The organism is Rhizobium sp. 11_C7_N12_5, from assembly GCF_051811145.1.
In the GTDB taxonomy this organism is placed as follows: Bacteria; Pseudomonadota; Alphaproteobacteria; order Rhizobiales; family Rhizobiaceae; genus Rhizobium; species Rhizobium lusitanum.
In genome coordinates this window covers 723,128-745,234 of the sequence record NZ_JBPWPY010000002.1, presented here as the reverse complement: position 1 = coordinate 745,234, position 22,107 = coordinate 723,128, and the positions used below count along the sequence as shown (strand labels likewise).

The 22,107-nt window shown below is 60.6% G+C and carries 19 protein-coding genes; 9 read left to right on the top strand and 10 right to left on the bottom strand.

Annotation, left to right across the window (positions count from 1 at the left end; translation table 11 throughout):
- From AB8B29_RS22540 to AB8B29_RS22510, 7 genes are all read right to left on the bottom strand, one after another.
- Nucleotides 1-912 carry an ABC transporter substrate-binding protein gene (locus AB8B29_RS22540; RefSeq protein ID WP_425350020.1) on the bottom strand — a complete coding sequence of 304 codons (912 nt, stop codon included), beginning with the start codon at nucleotides 910-912 and terminating at the stop codon, nucleotides 1-3.
- 105 nt (nucleotides 913-1,017) lie between these two features.
- Nucleotides 1,018-1,962: an ABC transporter substrate-binding protein gene (locus AB8B29_RS22535; RefSeq protein WP_037197705.1), complete on the bottom strand. Its 945-nt coding sequence runs from the start codon at nucleotides 1,960-1,962 to the stop codon at nucleotides 1,018-1,020.
- A gap of 92 nt (nucleotides 1,963-2,054) precedes the next feature.
- Nucleotides 2,055-3,839 (bottom strand): amino acid ABC transporter permease/ATP-binding protein, encoded by a 1,785-nt coding sequence (locus AB8B29_RS22530; protein ID WP_081938743.1) that lies wholly within the window; start codon nucleotides 3,837-3,839, stop codon nucleotides 2,055-2,057.
- A gap of 40 nt (nucleotides 3,840-3,879) precedes the next feature.
- Entirely contained in the window at nucleotides 3,880-4,440 is a 561-nt protein-coding gene (locus AB8B29_RS22525) for a GNAT family N-acetyltransferase (RefSeq protein WP_037197704.1), read from the bottom strand.
- A complete protein-coding gene (locus tag AB8B29_RS22520) occupies nucleotides 4,437-5,636 on the bottom strand; it encodes a M20 aminoacylase family protein (RefSeq protein WP_037197755.1) in 1,200 nt (399 codons plus the stop codon). The genes AB8B29_RS22525 and AB8B29_RS22520 overlap by 4 nt, the downstream gene beginning before the upstream one ends.
- 16 nt (nucleotides 5,637-5,652) lie before the next feature.
- Nucleotides 5,653-7,002: an LLM class flavin-dependent oxidoreductase gene (locus AB8B29_RS22515; RefSeq protein ID WP_037197703.1), complete on the bottom strand. Its 1,350-nt coding sequence runs from the start codon at nucleotides 7,000-7,002 to the stop codon at nucleotides 5,653-5,655.
- A 25-nt stretch (nucleotides 7,003-7,027) separates the two neighbouring features.
- Nucleotides 7,028-8,020: an LLM class flavin-dependent oxidoreductase gene (locus tag AB8B29_RS22510; RefSeq protein WP_037197753.1), complete on the bottom strand. Its 993-nt coding sequence runs from the start codon at nucleotides 8,018-8,020 to the stop codon at nucleotides 7,028-7,030.
- Nucleotides 8,021-8,407: 387 nt separating this feature from the next.
- Here AB8B29_RS22510 and tauA point away from each other — a divergent pair, with 387 nt between their 5' ends.
- The 7 genes from tauA (at nucleotide 8,408) to AB8B29_RS22475 (ending at nucleotide 15,633) form a co-directional block, all read left to right on the top strand.
- Nucleotides 8,408-9,421, top strand: a complete 1,014-nt coding sequence (gene tauA / locus AB8B29_RS22505) for a taurine ABC transporter substrate-binding protein (RefSeq protein ID WP_037197702.1) — start codon at nucleotides 8,408-8,410, stop codon at nucleotides 9,419-9,421.
- A gap of 55 nt (nucleotides 9,422-9,476) precedes the next feature.
- The gene (locus tag AB8B29_RS22500; protein ID WP_037197701.1) at nucleotides 9,477-10,265 is read left to right on the top strand and encodes a taurine ABC transporter ATP-binding protein; all 789 of its coding nucleotides are present in this window, start codon (nucleotides 9,477-9,479) and stop codon (nucleotides 10,263-10,265) included.
- Entirely contained in the window at nucleotides 10,262-11,116 is an 855-nt protein-coding gene (locus AB8B29_RS22495; protein WP_037197700.1) for an ABC transporter permease subunit, read from the top strand. The genes AB8B29_RS22500 and AB8B29_RS22495 overlap by 4 nt, the downstream gene beginning before the upstream one ends.
- Before the next feature lie 91 nt (nucleotides 11,117-11,207).
- Nucleotides 11,208-12,278: an LLM class flavin-dependent oxidoreductase gene (locus AB8B29_RS22490; RefSeq protein ID WP_037197699.1), complete on the top strand. Its 1,071-nt coding sequence runs from the start codon at nucleotides 11,208-11,210 to the stop codon at nucleotides 12,276-12,278.
- Nucleotides 12,279-12,540: 262 nt separating this feature from the next.
- A complete protein-coding gene (mntR, locus tag AB8B29_RS22485; RefSeq protein ID WP_037197698.1) occupies nucleotides 12,541-13,020 on the top strand; it encodes a manganese-binding transcriptional regulator MntR in 480 nt (159 codons plus the stop codon).
- Nucleotides 13,021-13,233: 213 nt separating this feature from the next.
- Nucleotides 13,234-14,700, top strand: coding sequence for a sensor domain-containing diguanylate cyclase (locus tag AB8B29_RS22480; RefSeq protein ID WP_051963619.1), 1,467 nt, complete (start codon nucleotides 13,234-13,236; stop codon nucleotides 14,698-14,700).
- Nucleotides 14,701-14,823: 123 nt separating this feature from the next.
- On the top strand, nucleotides 14,824-15,633 hold the full coding sequence (locus AB8B29_RS22475; RefSeq protein ID WP_037197697.1) for a mechanosensitive ion channel family protein: 810 nt from the start codon (nucleotides 14,824-14,826) through the stop codon (nucleotides 15,631-15,633).
- 233 nt (nucleotides 15,634-15,866) lie between these two features.
- Here AB8B29_RS22475 and AB8B29_RS22470 read toward each other — a convergent pair whose 3' ends face one another.
- The 3 genes from AB8B29_RS22470 to AB8B29_RS22460 form a co-directional block, all read right to left on the bottom strand.
- Nucleotides 15,867-16,523: a hypothetical protein gene (locus tag AB8B29_RS22470; RefSeq protein WP_037197696.1), complete on the bottom strand. Its 657-nt coding sequence runs from the start codon at nucleotides 16,521-16,523 to the stop codon at nucleotides 15,867-15,869.
- Nucleotides 16,524-16,867: 344 nt separating this feature from the next.
- Nucleotides 16,868-17,959 carry an LLM class flavin-dependent oxidoreductase gene (locus AB8B29_RS22465; RefSeq protein WP_037197695.1) on the bottom strand — a complete coding sequence of 364 codons (1,092 nt, stop codon included), beginning with the start codon at nucleotides 17,957-17,959 and terminating at the stop codon, nucleotides 16,868-16,870.
- Between the two features lie 126 nt (nucleotides 17,960-18,085).
- On the bottom strand, nucleotides 18,086-19,009 hold the full coding sequence (locus AB8B29_RS22460) for a LysR family transcriptional regulator (protein ID WP_037197693.1): 924 nt from the start codon (nucleotides 19,007-19,009) through the stop codon (nucleotides 18,086-18,088).
- Nucleotides 19,010-19,113: 104 nt separating this feature from the next.
- Here AB8B29_RS22460 and hglS point away from each other — a divergent pair, with 104 nt between their 5' ends.
- Both hglS and amaB read left to right on the top strand, forming a co-directional pair.
- Complete coding sequence (gene hglS, locus AB8B29_RS22455; RefSeq protein WP_037197692.1) at nucleotides 19,114-20,511, top strand: 2-oxoadipate dioxygenase/decarboxylase HglS; 1,398 nt, start codon at nucleotides 19,114-19,116, stop codon at nucleotides 20,509-20,511.
- A 60-nt stretch (nucleotides 20,512-20,571) separates the two neighbouring features.
- Complete coding sequence (amaB, locus tag AB8B29_RS22450; protein WP_037197691.1) at nucleotides 20,572-22,104, top strand: L-piperidine-6-carboxylate dehydrogenase; 1,533 nt, start codon at nucleotides 20,572-20,574, stop codon at nucleotides 22,102-22,104.
- The last annotated feature ends 3 nt before the right edge of the window (nucleotides 22,105-22,107 follow it).

The window sequence follows — 22,107 nt, the reverse complement described above, 5'->3', positions numbered from 1 at the left end:
TCAATATTTCGGCAGGCCGGGCGGATTGGTTTCCGACTTCGCGAGGGCTTCCTCGGAGAGATGCCAGTGGTCTAGAATCTTGGCATAGGTGCCGTCGTTGATCAGCCCGTTCGTGGCAGTGGTGAGCGCTGCCGCAAGGCCGCTGCCCTTGCGCGTGGTAATCGCGACGTCCGAACGATCCGGCCAGCCCGCGCTCAAGGTGCCCACGCGTTTGATGTTCTTGTCCCGGGCAGCGATGTAGACGAGCTGGGCATGTGGCTGCACGATGACGTCGGCCCGGTTCGACTGGAGAGCCAGAAGGCTCGCGGCATCGTCGTCGTAATATTGCAATTCGATCGGCTTCAGGCCGGCCTGGACGTCCTCATCGCTCCATTTCAGCAGGATCCGTTCCTGATTGGTGCCTGCGCCGACGATGATCCTGAGGCCGGCAGCATCCTTGGGTTCATTGATCGACGCGACCTTGCTGTCGGTCTTGACGAAGAAGCCGTGCAGACCCTGGCGATAGGTGGAGAAATCGAACTTCTCCTTGCGCTGCTCGGTGACGCCGACATTGGAGATGACAGCATCGTATTTGCCCGAGGTCAGACCGAGCGGCCAGTCGATCCAGGCAACGGGTACGAGTTCCAGCTTCAGGCCGAGCGTATCGGCAATGGCGGAGGCGTAGTCAGGATCGGCACCGACGACGGTCTTGGCATCCGTCGCGTAGGTCGCAAGCGGTGGCCCGCCGGGGGCGACAGCCACGGTGAATGTGCCCGGCGTCACAAACTTGAAGCCCCTGGGAATGGCGGCAATCGCCGCATCGTTCTTTGCCGCACGGACACGTCCGGGCTGTTGTGGACTGAGGTCGAAGTCGTCGGATGCCTTCACCGGGCCAAAGCCGATCAAGGCAGTCGCCACCAAGGCGGCAAGCATGGTTCTGAAGCTGGGATGGATCGTCACGAACTCTGTATCTCCATAACAGATGAATGGGGGGCGGACCGGCGCGGGCCCCACCAACGCCGGTCCGCTCGACCAACATTACGAACCGCTTTTCGGCAGGCCCGCAGGGTTGGTCTTGGATTGATCGACCGCCTCGGCGGTCAGGCTCCAGTGCTTCAACACTTCGCCGTATTTGCCGTCCTTGATCCGATCATTGATAGCGAGCGTGAGGGCGTCGCCGAGACCAGCGCCCTTCTTAGTCGTGACAGCGATTTCAGCCGTGAGCGGCCAACCGCCCGAGACGGTGCCGACGAGCTTCCTTGTGCCGTTGATGGCGGCCTTGTAGGCCTGCGTCGCGTTCGGATTGAACTCGACATCGGCACGACCCGACTGCAGGGCGAGATCGGCGGCGGCGCGATCGTCGTAATACTGCACGTCGATCGGCTTCAAGCCGGCCGCCACGTTCTGCCGGTCCCATTCGAGAATGATCTTCTCCTGGTTGGTGCCGGCTCCGGTGATCACCTTGAGACCCGCGACATCCTTGGGCTCCTTGATCTCGGTGATCTTGCTGTCGGCCTTCACGTAGAACCCGAGCACGTCCCTGCGATAGGTGGAAAAGTCGAATTTCAGCTTGCGCTCCTCGGTAACCGTCACGTTGGAGATCACGGCATCATACTTGCCGGAGGAGACGCCGAGCGGCCAATCCTCCCAGGCAACTGGCACGAGCTCGAGCTGGAGACCAAGGGAATCGGCGAGCAGTTGTGCTATGTCCGGGTCAGCGCCGACAACGGTCTTCGCATCGGTGGCGTAGGTTGCGATTGGTGGATCCCAGGGGTTGATCGCCACCGTGAATTTGCCGGGATTGACGAATTTGAAGCCGGGTGCGATCGCCTTGATTGCCGCTTCATCCTTCTCCGCCCTGACGCGATTTGATGTATCCGGGCTCAGGTTGAATTTTTCGGCCGCACTGGCGACCGCGCCGCTCATCACTACAGCGGTGATGGCCCCGGCAAACACGTACTTTGCTCTATCAAAGAATGCCATACCTCTTCTCCATTTCATCTTAAAGTTGTTGTTTTTGTCGTTATCATCCGAGTGCCCGTCACGGCCCGGCATTTTTCACCAGCTTGTGTCTGCTAGAGAACCTTGGCGAGGAATTCGCGCGTGCGCGGATGCCTCGCATCGTTGATGATCTGCGTCGGCGATCCCGCCTCGATAATGTGGCCGCCTTCCATGAAGACGACGGTATCGGCAACCTCTCGGGCAAAGCCGATCTCGTGGGTGACGATGACCAATGTCGTCCCGGTGCGGGCGAGCTCCTTGATCACGTCGAGCACTTCGCCGACAAGTTCCGGGTCAAGCGCCGAAGTCGGCTCATCGAACAGCAACACCTTCGGGCGAAGCGCCAGGGCGCGGGCGATGGCCACACGCTGCTGCTGGCCGCCGGAAAGCTGGCGGGGATAAGCATCGATCTTGTCGCTGAGGCCGACCCGTGCCAACAGTTCCCGGGCAAAGGCCACGGCCTCGTGCCGGCTCTGACCACGCACCTGGATCGGCGCCTCAATGAGGTTTTCCAGAACGGTCAGATGCGGGAAGAGATTGAAGCTCTGAAAGACCATGCCGATATCGGTCCGGCGCTTCAGGATGTCCTTCTCCTTCAGCTCGTAGAGCACCTCGCCCTTCTGGGTATAGCCGACAAGCTCGCCGTCCACCGAGATGAAGCCATTATCGACACGCTCCAGATGATTGATGGAGCGCAACAGCGTCGACTTTCCCGAGCCGGATGGGCCGATAATGGCGGTCACGCTTCCGGCCGGCAGGCTGAGCTCGATATTGTCGAGCACTTTCAACGTGCCAAAGCTCTTCGATATGCCGTGAATACGCACCGCACCGCCCTTGGCGCGAAGACCCGTTACGCTCCGAAAAGTGGTCAGCGTCCCGGTGTCCACCCCGGCGCTCGTGGCAGCGACAGGCAGCGGGCGGCGGAAGCGCTGGAAGAAAGCCTGGAATGGCAATGGGGTCGGATTGCGCAGCGCGCCGCGGGAAAAATAGCGCTCGATATAGTGCTGGGCGATCGACAGAACCGTCATGATGACGAGATACCAGACCGTCGCCACCATCAGCAGCGGGATGACCTCCAGATTGCGGCGGTAGATGACCTGCACCGTGTAGAAGAGTTCCGGCAGGGCCAGCACGTAGACCATGGATGTGCTCTTGGCGAGACCGATGATCTCGTTGAAGCCTGTGGGAAGGATGGAGCGCATGGCCTGCGGCAGAACGATGCGGAACGCCTGACGTCGGCGCGGCAGGCCAAGCGCGGCCGCGGCTTCCAGCTGCCCCTGGTCGACCGACAGGATGCCGCCGCGAACGATTTCTGCGAAGAAGGCCGATTGGTTCAGTGTCAGCCCGAGGAAGGCCGCCGCAAACGGCGTCAGGAGTTGCGTCGTTGGATAGTCGAACAACACCTTGTCGGTAAAGGGGATGCCGACGGAGATCGTCTCGTAGAGATAGCCGAGATTGTTGAGCACGAGCAGCAGCACGATCATGGGGATCGAGCGCAACAGCCAGATATAGCCCCAGGAGAGACCGGAAAGCAGCGGCGATTTCGACACGCGGGCCAGAGCCAGGGCTGTGCCGAGGATGGAGCCGGAAACGGCCGCGAGTGCGGTCAGAAGCAACGTCCTGCCGAGGCCCACCAGCACCGGCTCGGCAAAGAACCACTCGGCGAACACCCCCCACCCCCAGCGGGGATTGGTGAAGGTGGAATAGAGGACGGCGGCAAGAACGAAGGCGGCAAAGATCGTCCCGGCGGTACGTCCGGGATGCCGTGCCGGCACGATACGATAGCGGGCATAATCAGTCTGCGTCTCGTTTGTTCCGGCGGCGGGATCGATACCCGCAAAATCCGTTGTCAATGCCATGATGCTTGCCCCTTGTGATTATCGTTGCTTCAATCCGCCGTCAGCGTCCGGTGGCGGCCAGCCGCTGCTGCGATCCGGAGGTCTTGGCTGAATAGGATGGCGCCAGATGGCTGACGTCCTTCTCGAAAGGCAGGCTCTTGTAGATTTCAGGATCGACTGACGTATCGAAGAGAGCGGTGTAGCCGTTGTTCAGATAGAGGCCAACGGCCTCCGGTTGGCGGAAACCGGTCGTCAGGTAGATGCGCTTATAGCCTTGCCGCGCGGCCTGCTCCTCAAGCTCGACCAGGAGCTTGCGCGCCAACCCCTGACGCCGGAGGTCATGCCGCGTCCAGATACGCTTGAACTCGGCGGTCCGGTCGTCATAGCGCTTGAATGCCCCGCCGCCGATCGTCTCGCCGTTACGCACGAGAAGCAGGAAATTGCCGTTCGGCGGCGCGAAGGCCTCCGGCGGATAGCGGTTCAATTCGGCGGCTGCGCCGTCGGCGTTGAAATAGTTGCCGTAACGGCTGTCATATTCGAAAATCAATTCGTCGATCAGCGGCTTGGCGCGCGGGTCCAGCGTGGTCGTATAAAGAAACGTGTCGCTCATGTCGTTCGTCACCTGTTGTCATCCGCGAGGAAAGTTTCGGCGAGCCGCACCCAGTAGCGGGCGGCGGGCGCGATGATGGCGTCATTGAAATTGTATTGGGCGCTGTGCAGCGGGGCGCTGTCGCCATTGCCAACGAAGAGGTAGCTTCCGGGTTTGGCCTCCAGCAGGAACGCAAAATCTTCGCTTGCCGTGCGCGGCCGGAAATCCGCTTCGACGGCAGCCGGGCCAAGCGCCTGCACTGCCACGCCGCGGGCAAAAGCAGTCTCGTCGGCATGGTTGACCAGCGCTGGAAAGCCCAGGCGATAGTTGACCTCCGCCACCGCGCCAAAACTTTCCGCCTGCGCGCGGGCAAGCGCGGGGATACGCTCCTGAAGCGTCACGCGCACCTGTTCGCTGAAGGCGCGCATGGTGAGCTTCAACTCCACGCTTTCCGGAATGACGTTCGATGCGGAGCCGGCATGAATCGAGCCCACAGTCGCAACAGCCATGTCCTGCGGGTCGATGTTGCGCGAGACCACGCTCTGCAGAGCCGTGATGAAGGAAGCCGACGCCAGCACGGGGTCGACAGCCCTATGCGGCTCGGCGCCATGACCGCCCTTGCCGACGATCTTGATCACAGCCTGGTCGACGGAGGCCATGGCAGGACCGGCAACGAAGCCGAACTGCCCCTCGGGAACACCGGGCCAATTGTGCAGGCCAAAGACGGCCTCGACCGGAAAGCGATCGAAAAGCCCTTCCGACAGCATCTTGCGGGCGCCCGCGCCGATCTCTTCAGCCGGCTGGAAGATCAGCCGAAGCGTGCCGTTGAACTGGCTGCTTTCGGCGAGATAGCGCGCGGCGGCGAGCAGGATGGACGTGTGTCCGTCATGGCCGCAGGCATGCATGACACCGGGATTGCTGCTCGCATAGTCAAGCCCTGTCGCCTCATCGATCGGCAGGGCATCCATGTCGGCGCGGATGCCGAGACTGCGCTGCCCATTGCCGCGCTTCAGGGTGGCGACGACACCGGTTCCGGCTATGCCGGTGGCGACCTCATAGCCCCAGTCGGTCAGCAGCGATGCCACCCGCTTGGAGGTGCGGTGCTCCTGAAAGGCCAGTTCGGGGTATTGATGGAGATCGTGCCGCAGCGCGATAACCTCGTTGAGATAAGCGGCAATCCCTTTCTCGACGGGATCATTGAGCGAAGCGGTATTGACGATGGCGTTCATGGGGATCGGTCCGGGCTCAGGCGCCAACGGCCTTTGCAGGTTCGATATGATCGGATTGCGCCACATGACGACTCTCGCGGAACGGCAGGCCGAGATGGTCGCGCAGCGTCTCGCCCTTCAGCTCTGGATCGAAATAGCCGCGCCTCGTCAGGATCGGCAGGACATGCTTGGCGAAGTCGTCGAAGCCTTCCCCGATGACCGGGAAGCCGAGGATGAAACCGTCGGCACCTTCCTGATCCACCCAGCGGATGATCTCATCGGCAATGTGTTCGGCAGTCCCGATGAAGGCGGTGCGGGGCGTTGCGGCGTCGAGCGCCACTTCGCGAAGCGTGAGCCCTTTCTCCCGCGCCGTTTTCTTGATGCGATCGGTCGTGGCGCGGAAGTTGTTGCGGCCGATATCGCCGAGATCCGGAAATGGCTCGTCCAGCGGATAGGCGCTGAAATCATGGTGGTCGAAGAAGCGACCGAGATAGGCCAGCGCCTCTTCGACTGTAACGAGATTGCGGATTTCCTGATACTTGGCCTCCGCCTCCTCCTGCGTCGCACCGACGATCGGGCCGATGCCGGGAAAAATGCCGACCTTGGCCGCGCTGCGGCCATGGGCGATCGCGCTCTGCTTGACTTGCTTGTAGAAGACCTTGGCATCCTCAAGCGGGCCGCCATTGGTAAAGACGGCATCGGCGTGCTTGCCGGCAAGCTTGATGCCGGAATCGGACGCACCGGCCTGGAAGACCACGGGCTGTCCTTGCCTGGATCGGCCGATATTCAGCGGTCCTTCGATACGGAAGAAGCGCCCCTTGTGATTCAGGCGATGCAGCTTGGCCTTGTCGGCGTAAACGCCCGTTTCGCGGTTGCGCGGGAAGGCATCGTCATCCCAGGAGTCCCACAGGCCCTTGGTGGCATCGAGATATTCGTCTGCGATCTCATAGCGCAGCTCGTGTTCGGGGTGCTCTCGGCTGTAGTTGCGGCCGGAGCCTTCGAGCGGCGAGGTTACGGCATTCCAGCCGGCGCGGCCGCCGCTGATGAGGTCGAGCGAGGCGAACTGACGGGCAATGGTGAAGGGGTCGCTGTAGGACGTCGAAACCGTGCCGACCAGGCCGAGCTTCGTCGTAAAGGCCGCAAGCGCCGACAGGATGGTCAGCGGCTCGAACCGGTTGAGGAAATGCGGGATCGACTGCTCGTTGATGTAAAGGCCGTCGGCGACGAAGGCGAAGGCGATGCCGGACTCTTCCGCCTTACGGGCCGTCTTGACGAAAAAGTTGAGATTGGTGCTGGCATCAGCTGGGACGCTCGGATGCTTCCAGGCATTCATGTGGCCGCCTGGGCCTTGCAGCATGATACCGAAGGTGACGTGTTTTTGAGCCATGATTGATCCTCCTGGGACAGGCTGTTCAGGCAACGAGGGAAAGCCGCTCTTTGGCGAGCAGTTCAATTGAGGTGAGCCGTTCCGCCGCCGTCAGCGCCGGCGTATCGAGCACGAACTCCTCGACGCCGTAACGGCGGTGCAGCGCATCGAGTTCGTCACGGATCTGCGCGGCCGTGCCATGCAGCACGCTCGGGACCTTTTCTTCCGTGCGATAGTCCGTGACACCGGCTTGACGAGCGAATTCCGCCGCCTGCTCCAGGCTGCCGACATTGACGCTTTGGCCGTTGGGCAGGAAAAGCTTGACGATGCGAAGCTGGCCGACGCGCTCGCGAGCATGGGCCTCGCTTTCAGCGGCAAAGGCTGCGAGCGCCAGGATCGGAACCTTGCCACCTGTCGCACGCCCATATGCCTCGAAGGTCTTATTCAGATTCTCGGGATCGCCGTTCAGATGGCCGGCGAAAACCAGCTTCCAGCCCTTCTCCGCCGCAAGCTCGGCGCTCTCGACGCTGGCGCCGAGCAGGAAGCGTTCCGGCGAGCGCGGCGGAAACGGTGTCGCCAAAGCGCCATCAGAATGGGGATCGGCAGCGAGATAGCCATTCAGGTCGGAGAGCTGCTCGGCAAAACTCGGCTTCCGTTCCGGATCGATGGCGACCTGCAATGCGCGTGTCGACAGCGGAAAGCCGCCTGGCGCCTTGCCGACACCGAGATCGATGCGGCCGGGCGCGAGCGAGGCCAGGAGATTGAATGCCTCGGCGACCTTGTAGGAACTATAGTGTTGCAGCATGACGCCGCCGGAGCCGATGCGGATCTTCGAGGTTCTGGCGAGAAGATAGGCGATCAGCACTTCCGGTGCCGAACTTGCAAGGCTCGCCATGTTGTGATGCTCGGCGACCCAGAAGCGGTGATAGCCGAGTTCTTCGGCTCTGACGGCCAATCGCGTCGTGGCGCCGAGCGCATCGGTGGCGCTGAGCCCCTGCTCGATCGGGCTCTTGTCGAGAAGGCTGAGGAGATAGGACATGCCGTTTCGTTTCATCCATGTTTGCGCCGAATGACGATCATTGGCGCCATAATCTATAAAAAACATAGATTTTGCTGAATTTAAGAAACAGCTTTCTTTTTCTTCATGCGGATGCGGAAAAAATAAGCAGCCGATTAAAGGGGCGGCAAGCGGATTTGCAGAGGTCGACTGGGGCAACATCCATGGGAAGCGAGGCTCCCATCAACCCGCGCTTTTGCTTTCGGAAAGATGCCAACGCTGCAGCGCCGGTCATTTCAGACAAACAATTCCCCTTATAGTCTATAAAAATAGTTTGTTATTTCTATCGATATTCCACCCTTCTTCGCTAGGCTCGGATCATTGAACTCAGGGAGCGCCGGAAAGTATGGTCCGGCCAAAGGGATAAACATGAACCTCAAGAATCTGTTCGCCGCGGCCGTCGTCGGCCTCGCCAGCATTTCAACGGCAACGGCTGCAGCCGCAGCCGACAAGAAAGTCGTCGTCGGCTATCAGACTGATGCTCTGCCTTCTTCCGTCGCCATCGCCAACGGCGATTTCGCCAAGGCAGCCGGATATCAGATCGATTTCCGCAGGTTCAATTCCGGCGCGGAAATCTTTGCGGCTATCGCCTCGGGTGATGTTCAGATCGGCTACGTGGGCTCCAGCCCGTTTGCGGCGGCCGCATCGCGAGGCCTCGAGGTCAAGGCCTTCTACCTGTCGTCGATCTCGGGCGTCGACGAAGCGCTTGTGGTGCGTAACGGCTCGGCCATCAATACGCTCGCCGATCTCAAGGGCAAGAAGCTAGCGGCGGCACCAGTTTCCACCGACCATTACCAGCTGCTCGCCCTTATCAAGTCTCTCGGCCTGACGGAAAAGGACGTGCAGGTCTTCGCCATTCCGCAGCCGGAAATCGTCGCAAGCTACAATCGCGGCGATATCGATGGCGGCTTTGTCTGGGACCCGGCGCTGACCGAGCTGAAGAAGAACGGCAAGGTGCTGGTGACCTCCAAGGATGTGGCAGACAAGGGCGCACCCACCTTTTCCGCCTGGGTGGCAACGTCGAAATTTGCCGCAAGCGATCCGCAATTTCTGAAAGCCTTCGCTTCCGTGATCAACAAGTACTACGCTTCCTTCGCAGCCGACAAAGCGGCATGGGGGCCGGACAGCGACAACACCAAGGCCCTTGCCAGGCTTCTTGGCGGAACGGCGGAACAACAGGCTGCGGCGCTGAAGAACCTCACCTTGCTGACACCAGACGTTCAGGCATCGGCAGCCTGGCTCGGTGGCGGCGACCAGTCGGGAGCCGCAAAGATCCTGAAGGACACCGCCACCTTCCTGAAGGGCCAGGGCAAGGTCTCCGAAGTTCTGCCGAACTACAGCGCCTTCGTCACGCCCGACGCGCTTGTCAGCGCCAGCAACTGATCCTCCCCAACGCCGGTGCGGCGGGCGTGCCGGCGTCGAACGTCCGAGAGAAGACATGCTTCAAGTCGATCATGCCAGCGTATTTTTTGCAGCGCGCGACGGCCGAACCGTTCACGCGCTCGATCGCGTATCCTTCAATATTCCGGAGCGCGGTATCGTCGTTGCGCTGGGTGCATCGGGATGCGGCAAGTCCACCTTGCTGAATGCGATCGCGGGTTTCCTGCCGCTTTCAGAAGGAACAATCACGCTCGACGGCAGATCCGTTTCCCGCCCCGGAGCCGATCGCGGCGTCGTCTTCCAGAAGGATTCGCTGCTCCCCTGGAAATCCGTGGTCGATAACGTGGCTCTTGGTTTGCAGTTTGCGGGGTTGGGACGACGAGAACGCCGAGATCGCGCCTTCGAGTTGCTGCGGCTCGTTAGATTGACCGACTTCGCCAATGCCTTTCCCTACGAACTTTCGGGCGGCATGCGGCAGCGTGTCGGCATTGCCCGTGCGCTCGCCCCCGATCCCGACATATTGCTGATGGACGAGCCCTTCGGCGCGCTCGACAGCTTGACGCGCGAGCAGATGCAGGAGCTGCTGGTCTCGGTTTGGGCTAGAACTGACAAACGTATTTTCTTCATAACCCATTCGATCGAGGAGGCCTTGTTCCTCGGTACCGAGCTGCTGGTCATGTCTCCGCGACCGGGCCGCGTCGTTGCCCGCTTCGAGCTTGATTTCGTGCATCGCTTTGCCGCCAGCGGCGACACGAAGTCGATCCTCGCATCGCCCGAATTTACCAATCTGCGCGAAGAAATTCGCGCTATCCTTCACAATGCGGATGATTTCAGGAGCGCGGCATGAGCGATATCATCGAGGCGCGCCCAATCACGGCTTCTCAGCGGGAGGCGGAACCGAAGCTCGTGCGAATGCCGAGCTTCGGTTCCGCCGACAAGCCGACCATTGCCATCAGCATCGGTGCCGCCATCGCCTGTCTTGGTCTGTGGTGGCTTGTCTCCAGGCTCGGTCTGGTTTCCCATCTCTTCCTGCCGCGGCCCGACGAGGTATGGACGCAGATCGGCGTCGTCTATCGTGACGGCTACGCCGGCGCGTCACTATCCGAGCATATTTTCGCAAGCCTGTTTCGCATCGTCGTCGCCGCGGCAATCGCAATTGTGGTCGGCATCCCCGTCGGTCTGCTGATGGGTCTCAATCGTTGGGCAAAAGGCATCCTTGACACGCCGATCGAGTTCTATTGGCCGTTGCCGCCTTTGTCCTACCTGCCGCTCATGATCATTTGGCTCGGCATAGGCGAGACCTCGAAAATCACGCTTCTGGTTCTCGCCATGTTCGCGCCGATCTGCCTCTCGGCCCAGGCCGGCGTCCGGTCGCTTCCGCTCGAGCGCGTCAACGCGGCCCGTTCGCTCGGCGCCAGCCGGTTGCAGCTCTTCATCTCCATCGTCCTGCCCTCAGCCCTGCCGGAAATCCTGACGGGTGTCAGGATCGCCTTCGGCATCGGCTGGGGCACGCTTGTCGCTGCCGAGCTCATCGCCTCGACCCGCGGCATCGGTTTCATGATCATGTCGGCATCGCAGTTCCTCGCCACCGACGTCGTCTTCGTCGGCATCGGCATCATCGCGATCTGCGCCTTCGCCTTTACGGCTGGCATCCGCATTCTGGAGGCCGTTCTCGTTCCGTGGAAAGGCAAGCTCTAACCGAATGATCTCGGCACGATCAAAGGACTGATCCATGGCAGCCCTCACCGGGGATCTCCCATCCAATCCATACAGACCTGCAGGCCCAGACATGAGCAGCAATAGCGAGTTTCTTTGGTATATTCCCAATGACGTCAAACCCGGCCACCGTGGCGATTCAGCAGTCGAAAACCACAACAGCCTGCAAACGCTGACAGCCCACGCAAAGGCACTGGAAGACCACGGCTGGAAAGGCGCGCTGATCGGCACCGGCTGGAGCCGGCCCGATACGTTTACCGTCGCGACCGCACTTGCCGCAGCCACAACCACCTTTGAACCTCTTATCGCAATCCGTCCTGGTTATTGGCGGCCAGCGCACTTTGCCTCCGCCGCTGCCACGCTCGACCACCTGAGCGGTGGCCGCGTCCGCGTCAACATCGTGTCGGGCAAGGACAATCTTTCCGCCTATGGTGACAGCGAGGGCGACCAGGTGCATCGCTACGCCCGCACCAAGGAATTCATGCGGCTGGTTCGCAGACTCTGGACCGAAGAGAACGTCACCTATGAGGGCGAACATTTTGGTGTCACCGAATCCACAGTAGCACCGCGTATCCAAAGTCGCGGTGATCGTCGACATCCCAAGCTCTATTTCGGTGGCGCCTCGGAGGCAGCCGAGCGGGTTTCCGCCACCGAGGCCGACGTCCAGCTCTTCTGGGGCGAGCCGCTGGACGATGTTCGCGAGCGGATCGAGCGGCTGAAAATATTAAGCAGGCAGTTGGACCGCGACCTCGCTCCGCTGGAATTCGGATTGCGGATCACCACGCTGGTGCGCGACACCACCGAACAGGCTTGGGCCGACGCCGAGACGAAAGTCGCCGAAATGGCAAAGATCAAGGGGGCCGGCTGGAACGATCATCGGCAGTCGATCGCCGTCGGCCAGCGGCGGCTGCTCGATCTGCATGCGCGCGGCGATGTCCTCGATGACAATCTCTATACGGCGCCTGGCAAATTCGGCGGCGGTGGTGCCGGCACCACCTGGCTGGTCGGTTCGGCCGCCGACGTCGCCCGTTCGCTGCTCAAATATCGGGACCTCGGCATCACCCATTTCGTCCTCTCCGACACACCGTATTTGTCGGAGATTGCTCGGCAAGGCGATCAACTCCTACCGCTGCTGCGTGACTGACGCGACGAGACGACATCAATTTTTGGATAGTGCGTTCTGACGGCTGAACTGTCGTCCGACGGACATGGATTTGACCATTTCGGAGAGTGAATTGCTCAGGGAGGTTGTTCAGCGCGGAACATCTCCCCCGAGCAATGTTCCGATTCCTGTACCGGATAGTCGTTGATCGCATGCCGGTCGGGGTTTCATAACGAATGTGATTTATTTATAGTCGAGGCTAAACATTATCACGTTGCTCTTAATCTTCTGGAGGTGAGCCGCCTTGACGAAACTGCCCGCAACCCCGGAAAGCCGACTTGCATCGACAGAAATCGAGTCGCATGCCGAGGCCTTCCAGAAAAGCCGTGAAGACCGACGTACGGAATTGATGGAGGACTACGTCGAACTGATCGCCGATCTGATAGAGCATGCGGGCGAAGCGCGCCAGACCGATATCGCACAGCGTCTTGGGGTCACGCAGCCGACGGTCGCCAAGATGCTCAAGCGTCTGGCAGAGGAAAATCTGATCACCCAACGCCCTTATCGCGGCGTCTTTCTGACAGAAGAGGGACAACGTCTCGCGGCGGCCACCCGTCGCCGCCATGAGGTCGTCGAGGCCGTGCTATGCCGTCTCGGCGTCGATCCCGATACCGCAAGAAACGATGCTGAAGGCATTGAACATCATGTCAGCGAGAAGACGCTCGAGGCATTCGAACGCTTTCTCAAGACTCAACAGGCCGTAGTGCGGCCGCCGATCGCCTGAGTTTGGCAAGCCATGGGGTTGAATTCCCTTCCCTGCCCGTTCCGGCGGGAATGAGCTGAGATGGGTGTGAAAATAGCTTGCCCGCGATCTGCAGGCTTGACCAATCATCCAGTGTCAACGCAAGCTTTACAAATGGTCGCTAAGCAGAACTTGGTGAATTGCCGGTCTTCGTGCTTGATATACTGATTTTATTGCCGGCGCAGGGAATTACAAATGAACGCCCAGAATTTCAGCGCCACCGTATTCGATCTTGCTCCCGTCGCCATGTGGTTGGAAGACTTCAGCGGCGTCAAGGAACAGTTCGAACTCTGGCGCACGGAGGGCGTGACTGACCTGCGCGCCCATCTGCTCGCCGATATCAGGCGCGTCGAGGCATGCTCGCAAAAGATACGGGTCCTTGCGGTCAACGCCAAGACACTGGAATTGTTCGAGGCGCAGTCTTTCGAGGCACTGGTCGGCGGGCTTTCGAACGTCTTCCGGGACGAAATGCTCGAAAGCCATGTGAACGAACTGCTCGCGCTTTGGGAGGGCAAGAGCGAATTCTCCGGCACGGCCGTCAACTACACGCTGGCAGGCCGCAGACTCGACATCCAGCTTCGCGGCATCATTCTGCCGGGACACGAAACGTCATGGAACAGATTGCTGCTGACGACCGAGGACGTGACCGCACGCGAAGAAGCACGGCGACAGGAAGAACGGCAGCGCCGTTACGCGGAAGGGATGTTCGAACATTCGCCGGTATCCTTGTGGGTCGAGGATTTCAGCCGCATCAAGATCCTGCTCGACGAAATCCGCGGCCGCGGCATCGTCGATTTCCAGGTATTTCTCGACGTTCACCCGGAATTCGTCCGGCAATGCATGAGCGAGATCAGCGTGCTTGATGTCAATCAGGCGACGCTCGATCTTTTCTGCGCACCGGATCGCCAAACCCTGCACCAGCGGATCGGTGAAGTGTTCCGTGACGACATGGAAAAACACTTTCGCGGTCAATTGGTGGAATTGTGGAACGGGCACCTGTTCCATCAGCGTGAAGTCCTGAATTATGCCCTTGATGGCTCGGAACGCCACGTTCTCCTCCAGTTTTCCGTCTTTCCGGGCTATGAACGCGACTGGTCGCTGGTTCAGGTCGCCCTGACCGACATCACCGCCCGCAAGAAGGCGGAAGCCTATCTCGAATATCTCGGCAAGCACGATGTTCTGACCAAGCTCTATAACCGCGCCTTCTACACGGAGGAGCTTAATAGGCTGGAACGCAAATCGCTTCGGCCGGTGTCGGCCGTCATCATCGACCTGAACGGACTGAAGGAGGCCAACGACGAGAGCGGGCACGATGCCGGCGACTCCCTGCTGCGTCGCATGGGAGAAGTGCTGAGCAGCGTCGTCTCCCTGCCGAACCATGCCGCTCGGATCGGCGGCGACGAATTTGCCGTTCTCATGCCTGGCGCGGACGAAGTCGCGGCTGCCTCGATGGTCGAGACGATCAATGAGCTGTTGAAAATCAACAATCAGTTCTATTCCAGCGCGCCGTTGAGCGTTGCCGTTGGCGTCGCAACGAGTCAGAGCGGAGAGACCATGGAAGCGATGATCAAGCGCGCGGATCTCGGCATGTATGAGGATAAGAAGACCCACCACGCCGCCGCAGCCGTTCGCAGTGCTCATCGCGCAAAGCATGGCGTCTAGCGTAACGGCGTCGATTTCCCCTCCGCAGTGCTGGCCGAGGGCGCCCATCCCGGAGCCGTCGATCGCTCAGGAACAAAAGCCGCCACGCGTCATTTGGCTTTTTGGAAAAGATGGAGCTCTCAAATGGAAGATCAAACGGCCAACGTTGTCGTCGCCGCTCGAACTGCCCTTAACCAGGCCTCGGCACTTGCCGTTCAGTATGGCTTTTCGATCCTGGGCGCGATCGTTCTCTTGATTGGGGGCTGGATTCTCGCCGGAGCCATCAGCCGCTCGGCCTATCGCGTTATCTCGCGTGTCCGTGGCATCGATGAAACGCTGGCGAGCTTCTTCCAGAACCTCCTGCACTACAGCCTGCTTATACTGGTGTTCATCACCGTCCTTGGTCAGTTCGGCGTTCAGACCGCTTCCATTATCGCCACTCTCGGTGCCGCCGGTCTGGCGATCGGCCTGGCGCTTCAGGGCACGCTTCAAAACATTGCCGCGGGTATCATGCTGTTGGTGCTGCGTCCGTTTCGGGTCGGCGAATATATCGAGACGGTTAACGTCAAGGGATTCATCAGGGACATCGGGCTCTTCGCAACGGAGATGAAGACGGCCGACGGTCTCTATCTCATGGCGCCGAACTCCACGCTCTGGAACACACCCATCATCAATCATAGCCGTGAGCCTAATCGCCGTCAGGAATTGTCGCTCGCTTTTGGCAATGAGGTCGACACGGATCTCGCTCGCAAAACCATTTTCGATGTTCTGAAGGCGGATCAACGCATCCAGACCAAGCCTGCGCCAGTGGTCTATTTCGACGATTTCGCCGCCGATCAAACGGTGATGAAAATCGAATATTGGACCATCACCGCCGTCTGGACGCAAACGCGCCATGACATCATCGCGCATCTCAAATCACGGCTTGCGGCGGCGGATATCCCGATCAAATAGCGAAAGCCCGGCGCAGGCGGCCTGCCAATCAGATCCGCGGTTTTTCGGGTCGGTTGTTTTACGACTGAGCCTGCCGCCGGCAGGGAGTTGAACCAACGGCAGGCTCTAATAGGGCAAATGCGCCCCGTGCAGGATCAAGCGATCTTGCTGTCCCTAAACTGCAGCACGAGATATTTGTTCCCGTCGCACTCAAAATCCGCAGGTGTCGCCAATTCCACGGCGCACGTCCTTGCCTACCACTTGATGCGGTAGTCGAAACGCACATCGCCAGTTGGCGCCATCGTCAGCGGATTCGTGAAGGAAGCGGAGAAATTGAGGTTCGATGCCAGCGGCTGCTGGAACACAACCGTGCTCGAGAAGACGCTGTCGCCATCCATCAGATTGCCGCTCGCCGAGATGGACGTCCCCGTCCAGGGAACGGCAATCGCCACCGCCTGCGTCGCGGTGATCGACGTCGGCCCATTCCTTGCGCCCACATAGTTCACGTTCAGAGACCTCGATGTGCGCATGTCCAGATTGTCTGACACAATCCAATTTCGCGAGCGGCCGAGATAGAGCATGCCACTGCCATTGAGCGCATCCACCCGCAAGGCGACTTCACGCCGCGAGACGGTGGCGAAGCGGCTGCGATCGTCGACCGCTCTTCCCCAGAGGGTTGCAAGCTCGCTGCTGCGCAAGATCGTTCCGCCTGCCGTGCCGCCCAAGCCAAGATCGACACCTGCACTCATTTCCCACGCCATCGGCAGTCGAAAGCCCAGCGTCGTCTTGTAGGTCTGAGGTGCAACCTTTACCGGCGACCAGATCATAAGATCACTGGCATTGGCGGCCTGCGACAGCGCCATCACGCTTGCAAGAACGCCAAGAAAGGCGCGCTGTGCAAAAAAACTCATTCATAAACCCATTTATCTCTGCCCCGGCGCAACGACGCTGAGGGCGCACTAAGACAACAGCCGAACGCGCAGCAGATGCCGCATTCCAGCCTCGGATTGATTTTCTCGGTTAAGCGCCCGGAATCAAAGCGCAGCGGAGCCCATAGCTTAGGCGTCCGGTCGAAGGAACGTCGCCACTGCAAACCAGCAGCACCTTCGCTTAAACGATCCCATCCACCACCACGCTTGTAAACCCCTTGGGCTCATGTTTTTCGCTGCGGTGCACATTTGCCGCACATCATGACAATGCCTGGGATCGCCGATGCTCTCCAGGGCGACTGCGATCGAAAGCTGGCTCCGCCGCTCTATTCCGCCCGAAGCCCGGCCCTCTTCAGCAACGGAAGCACCCGATCGCAAAAATAGGGGAGCTCCTGGGTGTAGTTGACGAACGACAAGGCGATGCCTGCATAGCCTTGCTCGGCAATCGCGATCATCTCGTCCGCGATCCGCTCCGGCTTGCCGATGAGAGGATAGCTGCCGGCCCCGCCGGCGAAGCGCTGTCGATAGCGCTCATAGGCCTCGCGATCATGAGATTGCGAAAACTCCTTCTTGCCGGCCATGTGCTGGTCGACGGCGGCATGATCGGCCATGGTGACGGCATAGCGGGTGTAATAGTCCTCTGCCTCAGCCTGTGTCTCACGGCAGACGACATGGCATACCGTATAGACGCCGACCTGCCTGCCGTTCCTTTCCGCGCGCTCGCCGATATCGGCCACATGCCTTCCGGCCTCGGCGATCTCGGTAAAGGTGGTGAAGAGATAGTCGCAATGGCTGGCAGCGAAATCCCGGCCGGGACCGCCGAATGCGGCATTCATCGTCACGGGGCGCGGCGTCTGCAGGCTCGCCGGCCGGCTGACGGCCTCCTTCAAACTGTAGTAGGTTCCGGCATAATCGAGCGGCTCGTCGGAGGCATAGAGCTTTTCGACGATCTCAAGCCATTCCGCCGCCTGATCGTAGCCCTTCTCGACCAGCGGCACGCCGAACATGCCGAACTCCTTCGGGTTCCAACCGCAGACAATATTGAGCCCTGCCCGCCCCTGGCTGATGTGATCGACCGTCGCAAGCGACTTTGCCGCATAAAGCGGGTGGACGAGCGGTACATGCACCGTCATGAACAGGCCGATCCGCTCGGTTGCGGCCGAAAGTGCCGCGGCCCAGGTGAAGGTTTCGAACGACCATTCCCGCACCCGGTTCTTGCCGCCGAAGCCACGCCAGCGGGCGATCGGCAGGAAGAATTCGAGGCCGGCCCGGTCGGCGATCTGTGCGGCGGTCAGATTGTCCTGCCAGCCAGCCGTCCAACGCTCCGGTACGTCGGTAATCGCCAGGCCGCCATCGGCGTTCGCCGAAAACACGCCAAGCTTCAGCCGGTTCGGTCCCTTCAGCGGATGCGTCTTCATGCTGGCCTCTCCTCCGACCTCATCTTGCAGCGCCCCGGCAGCCGGCAACGATGCGACAAGCAAAGGTGTGACGCGCGCCGAAAAGAATTTCAAGCCTAAAATTTATTGAGCGATGACGACCTGAGACTACACCCTATTGCCGGCCGCTTGGGACCGTGGTGTTACCTGACTTACCAGCCAATTCTGGAAAAGCATCGCGATCTCGTTGGTCTGCTTCTTCTCCGGCATGACGATATAATAGCTGTTCTCGGTCGGCATCGGCAGATCGAACAAAGGTAAAAGCACGCCCGTCTTCAATTCCTCTTCGATCAGATAGGTGGGCAGGAGCGCGACACCGAGCCCGGAAATGGCTGCGGCGATGATCATCGAAAACTGATCGAACCGGGCGCCGGGATAGGCATGCTCCGTCGGCAATCTCTGCAGATCGAACCACTGCGCCCAGAGCTTGGGGCGCGTCGTCAGATGCAGCAGCGGCGCATGCGACAGATCCTCCAGACCGCCGAGATTCAATCGTTCGGCAAGCTGCCGGCCAGCGACTGGCAGAACGGTCTCGTTGCAAAGAAATGTCGCAACAGCGCCAGCCCAGGCCGGCAGACCGTAATGAATAGCGAGGTCGAAACTATCCTCGTCGAAGCTGAAGGGCTTGGAGCGCGATTCCACCGTGATCGCGACATCGCGATGCTCCTCGAGAAAATGGCCGAGGCGTGGCACCAGCCATCGCGTGCCGAAGGTCGGCAAGGTCGCAACCTTCAGCGACAATTTCATCTGGCCTGCCGCGACGGCGCCGATCATCAGACGCTCCGAGCGAAGGAGCAGGTCCTTGACCTCAGGCAGCAGACGAAGCCCGGCTTCCGAAAGCACGACACGCTGCCTCACGCGTTCGAAGAGCTTTAACCCGGTCTGCTGCTCGAGATCGCTGATCTGCCGGCTGACGGCGCTTTGGGTTAGATTCAGTTCTTCGGCGGCACGCGAAAAATTCTGATGCCGCGCCGCACATTCGAACGCCTGCAGATTGACGATATCGGGGACGAGGCGTCGGCGCACGATCATTCCATTTCAGCATCAAGTTAGAATTTTCTCTCACAAGACTGGCCGCCAGACAAGAGTTATCCTGCGAGATAGGAATGATATAGCCTTTCAGGAAGACATCGCCCATGAAGTCTGATCACGTCTCGACCAGCGATATACGCAGCGCCTTTTCGGCCGCCATGTCCGCCATGTATCGCGACGAAGTTCCCGCCTATGGCACGCTCATGGAGCTGGTGGGCCGCGTCAACGACGAAACGCTGGCTGCCCAGCCCAAATTGAAGGAACGCCTGCAGGCGACCGACTATCTCGACCGCATCTCCGAGGAACGACACGGCGCAATTAGGCTCGGGACGGCAGCGGAACTCGCAATGATGGCGCGCGTATTCGCCGTCATGGGCATGTATCCCGTCGGCTACTATGATCTTTCCACAGCAGGCGTGCCCGTGCATTCAACGGCATTCCGGCCCATTGGCGATGCCGAACTGAAGCGCAACCCTTTCCGCGTCTTCACCTCGCTGCTGCGGCTCGATCTCATCGCCGACGAAGACCTGCGTGAGGCATCGGCACAGATTCTCTCGAAGCGCCGAATCTTCACCGAAGACGCCATCGCTCTCACCGAAAAGGCCGAACGCGCCGGCGGCTTGACCATGGCCGATGCCAGCCGTTTCGTGGACGAAGTGCTGGAGACCTTCCGCTGGCACGACGAAGCCAATGTCGATGCCGCCATGTACCATCGCCTCCATGACGCCCATCGCCTGATCGCCGACGTTGTGTCGTTCAAGGGCCCGCATATCAACCATCTGACGCCGCGCACGCTGGATATAGACCAAGTGCAGGCGCTGATGTCCGATTACGGCATCGCGCCGAAGGCGATCGTCGAAGGCCCGCCGACGCGCGCCTGCCCGATCCTGCTGCGCCAGACCTCGTTCAAGGCGCTCGAAGAGCCGGTATCCTTCCGCAATGCCGACGGCGTATGGGAAAGCGGCTCGCACACCGCCCGCTTCGGCGAGATCGAGCAGCGTGGCATCGCGCTGACACCCAAGGGTCGCGCGCTCTATGATCGCCTGCTTGATCAGTCACGCAAGATCGTGCGGCCCGCAGCCGACGGATCGAACGCACGCGACTACGAGGCCGCGCTCGCGCAGAGCTTTGCCGAATTCCCTGACGATTGGGCAGCGATCCGTGGCGAAGAACTTGGCTACTTCGCCTATTCGCTGACGGCCAAGGGGAAGACCGCAGCCGCAAGGGGCGATCTCTCCCTCGAAACCCTGATCGAAGAAGGGTACATCCAGTTCGACCCGATCGTCTACGAGGACTTCCTGCCCGTCAGTGCCGCCGGCATCTTCCAATCCAACCTCGGCGACAGCGCGCAGCAGGAATTCGTTGCCAGCCCGAACCAGAAGCGGTTCGAAACCGACCTCGGAATGAAGGTCTTGAACGAATTCGACCATTATGCCGGCATCGAGCAGGCATCGATCGACGCCTGCCTGCGGGCACTATCCCAACGAGACGCGGCCGAGTGAGATCGCGCAACCTTTACGGTCGCGCCGCAGGCCCGGATCAGAGACAAGTGGAGTTATGAGATGAACATCGCAGCAAAGAACCTTTCCGTCGCGGCCGAGACCGCCGCCATCCTCGAAAAGCTCGGCGTCGACAAGGCGCTCTATACGCAGGGCAACATGCCCTCCTACTCGCCGGTGACTGGCGAAAAGATTGCCGACGTTAAGACCGTTTCGGCAGACGAGGCCGCCCAGCGGATCGAGAAGGCGCACGCCGCGTTCCGTGAATGGCGACTGGTGCCGGCACCCAAGCGCGGCGAACTCGTCCGCCTGCTCGGCGAAGAACTGCGTGCCGCCAAGGACGACCTCGGCCGTCTGGTCTCGATCGAGGCCGGCAAGATCCGTTCCGAGGGTCTCGGCGAAGTGCAGGAAATGATCGACATCTGCGACTTCGCCGTCGGTCTTTCCCGCCAGCTTTACGGCCTGACGATCGCCACCGAGCGCCCGGGCCATCGCATGATGGAAACCTGGCATCCGCTCGGCGTTGTCGGCATCATCTCGGCTTTCAATTTCCCGGTTGCGGTCTGGTCGTGGAATGCGGCTCTGGCGCTGATCTGCGGCGACGCCGTCATCTGGAAGCCCTCGGAAAAGACACCTCTGACGGCGCTGGCCTCGCAGGCAATCCTCGACCGCGCCCTCGCCCGTTTCGGCGATGCGCCGGAAGGCCTGTCCCAGCTTCTGATCGGCGACCGCGCGATCGGCGAAGTTCTGGTCGATCATCCGAAGGTGCCGCTGGTCTCAGCGACCGGCTCGACCCGCATGGGCCGCGATGTCGGGCCGCGGCTTGCCAAGCGCTTCGCCCGCGCCATCCTCGAACTCGGCGGCAACAATGCCGGCATCGTCTGCCCGTCGGCCGATCTCGACATGGCGCTGCGCGCCATCGCCTTTGGCGCCATGGGCACCGCCGGCCAGCGCTGCACGACGCTGCGCCGACTTTTCGTGCATACGAGCGTCTACGACCAACTCGTACCGCGCCTGAAAAAGGCCTATCAGAGCGTTTCGGTCGGCGATCCCCTGCATTCCTCGGCCTTGGTCGGGCCTCTTGTCGACAAGACAGCATTCGACGCCATGCAGAAGGCGATTGCAGAAGCAAAGTCGCATGGCGGCACTATCACCGGCGGCGAGCGCGTCGATGTCGGCCATGCCGATGGCTATTATGCCAAGCCGGCACTGGTCGAGATGCCGAAGCAGGCCGGCCCGGTCTTCGAGGAAACCTTCGCTCCCATTCTCTACGTCATGCCCTATGACGATTTCGATGCTGTTATAGACGAACACAATGCCGTCTCGGCCGGCCTGTCGTCGTCGATCTTCACCCGCGACATGCAGGAATCCGAGCGCTTCCTTGCGGCTGATGGATCCGATTGCGGCATCGCCAACGTCAATATCGGCACGTCTGGTGCCGAAATCGGCGGCGCGTTCGGCGGCGAGAAGGAGACCGGCGGCGGCCGCGAATCCGGATCGGATGCCTGGAGAGCCTACATGCGCCGGGCGACCAATACCGTCAATTATTCCAAGGCCCTGCCGCTGGCGCAGGGCGTTTCCTTCGACATCGAGTAAGAC

Excerpts from the sequence above, each read along its gene's own strand:
- AB8B29_RS22540 (WP_425350020.1), bottom strand. The coding sequence starts at position 912 with ATGCTTGCCGCCTTGGTGGCGACTGCCTTGATCGGCTTTGGCCCGGTG.
- AB8B29_RS22535 (WP_037197705.1), bottom strand. The coding sequence starts at position 1,962 with ATGGCATTCTTTGATAGAGCAAAGTACGTGTTTGCCGGGGCCATCACC.
- AB8B29_RS22530 (WP_081938743.1), bottom strand. The coding sequence starts at position 3,839 with ATGGCATTGACAACGGATTTTGCGGGTATCGATCCCGCCGCCGGAACA.
- AB8B29_RS22520 (WP_037197755.1), bottom strand. The coding sequence starts at position 5,636 with ATGAACGCCATCGTCAATACCGCTTCGCTCAATGATCCCGTCGAGAAA.
- AB8B29_RS22515 (WP_037197703.1), bottom strand. The coding sequence starts at position 7,002 with ATGGCTCAAAAACACGTCACCTTCGGTATCATGCTGCAAGGCCCAGGC.
- AB8B29_RS22510 (WP_037197753.1), bottom strand. The coding sequence starts at position 8,020 with ATGTCCTATCTCCTCAGCCTTCTCGACAAGAGCCCGATCGAGCAGGGG.
- tauA (WP_037197702.1), top strand. The coding sequence starts at position 8,408 with ATGAACCTCAAGAATCTGTTCGCCGCGGCCGTCGTCGGCCTCGCCAGC.
- AB8B29_RS22500 (WP_037197701.1), top strand. The coding sequence starts at position 9,477 with ATGCTTCAAGTCGATCATGCCAGCGTATTTTTTGCAGCGCGCGACGGC.
- AB8B29_RS22495 (WP_037197700.1), top strand. The coding sequence starts at position 10,262 with ATGAGCGATATCATCGAGGCGCGCCCAATCACGGCTTCTCAGCGGGAG.
- AB8B29_RS22490 (WP_037197699.1), top strand. The coding sequence starts at position 11,208 with ATGAGCAGCAATAGCGAGTTTCTTTGGTATATTCCCAATGACGTCAAA.
- AB8B29_RS22480 (WP_051963619.1), top strand. The coding sequence starts at position 13,234 with ATGAACGCCCAGAATTTCAGCGCCACCGTATTCGATCTTGCTCCCGTC.
- AB8B29_RS22475 (WP_037197697.1), top strand. The coding sequence starts at position 14,824 with ATGGAAGATCAAACGGCCAACGTTGTCGTCGCCGCTCGAACTGCCCTT.
- AB8B29_RS22470 (WP_037197696.1), bottom strand. The coding sequence starts at position 16,523 with ATGAGTTTTTTTGCACAGCGCGCCTTTCTTGGCGTTCTTGCAAGCGTG.
- AB8B29_RS22465 (WP_037197695.1), bottom strand. The coding sequence starts at position 17,959 with ATGAAGACGCATCCGCTGAAGGGACCGAACCGGCTGAAGCTTGGCGTG.
- AB8B29_RS22460 (WP_037197693.1), bottom strand. The coding sequence starts at position 19,009 with ATGATCGTGCGCCGACGCCTCGTCCCCGATATCGTCAATCTGCAGGCG.
- hglS (WP_037197692.1), top strand. The coding sequence starts at position 19,114 with ATGAAGTCTGATCACGTCTCGACCAGCGATATACGCAGCGCCTTTTCG.
- amaB (WP_037197691.1), top strand. The coding sequence starts at position 20,572 with ATGAACATCGCAGCAAAGAACCTTTCCGTCGCGGCCGAGACCGCCGCC.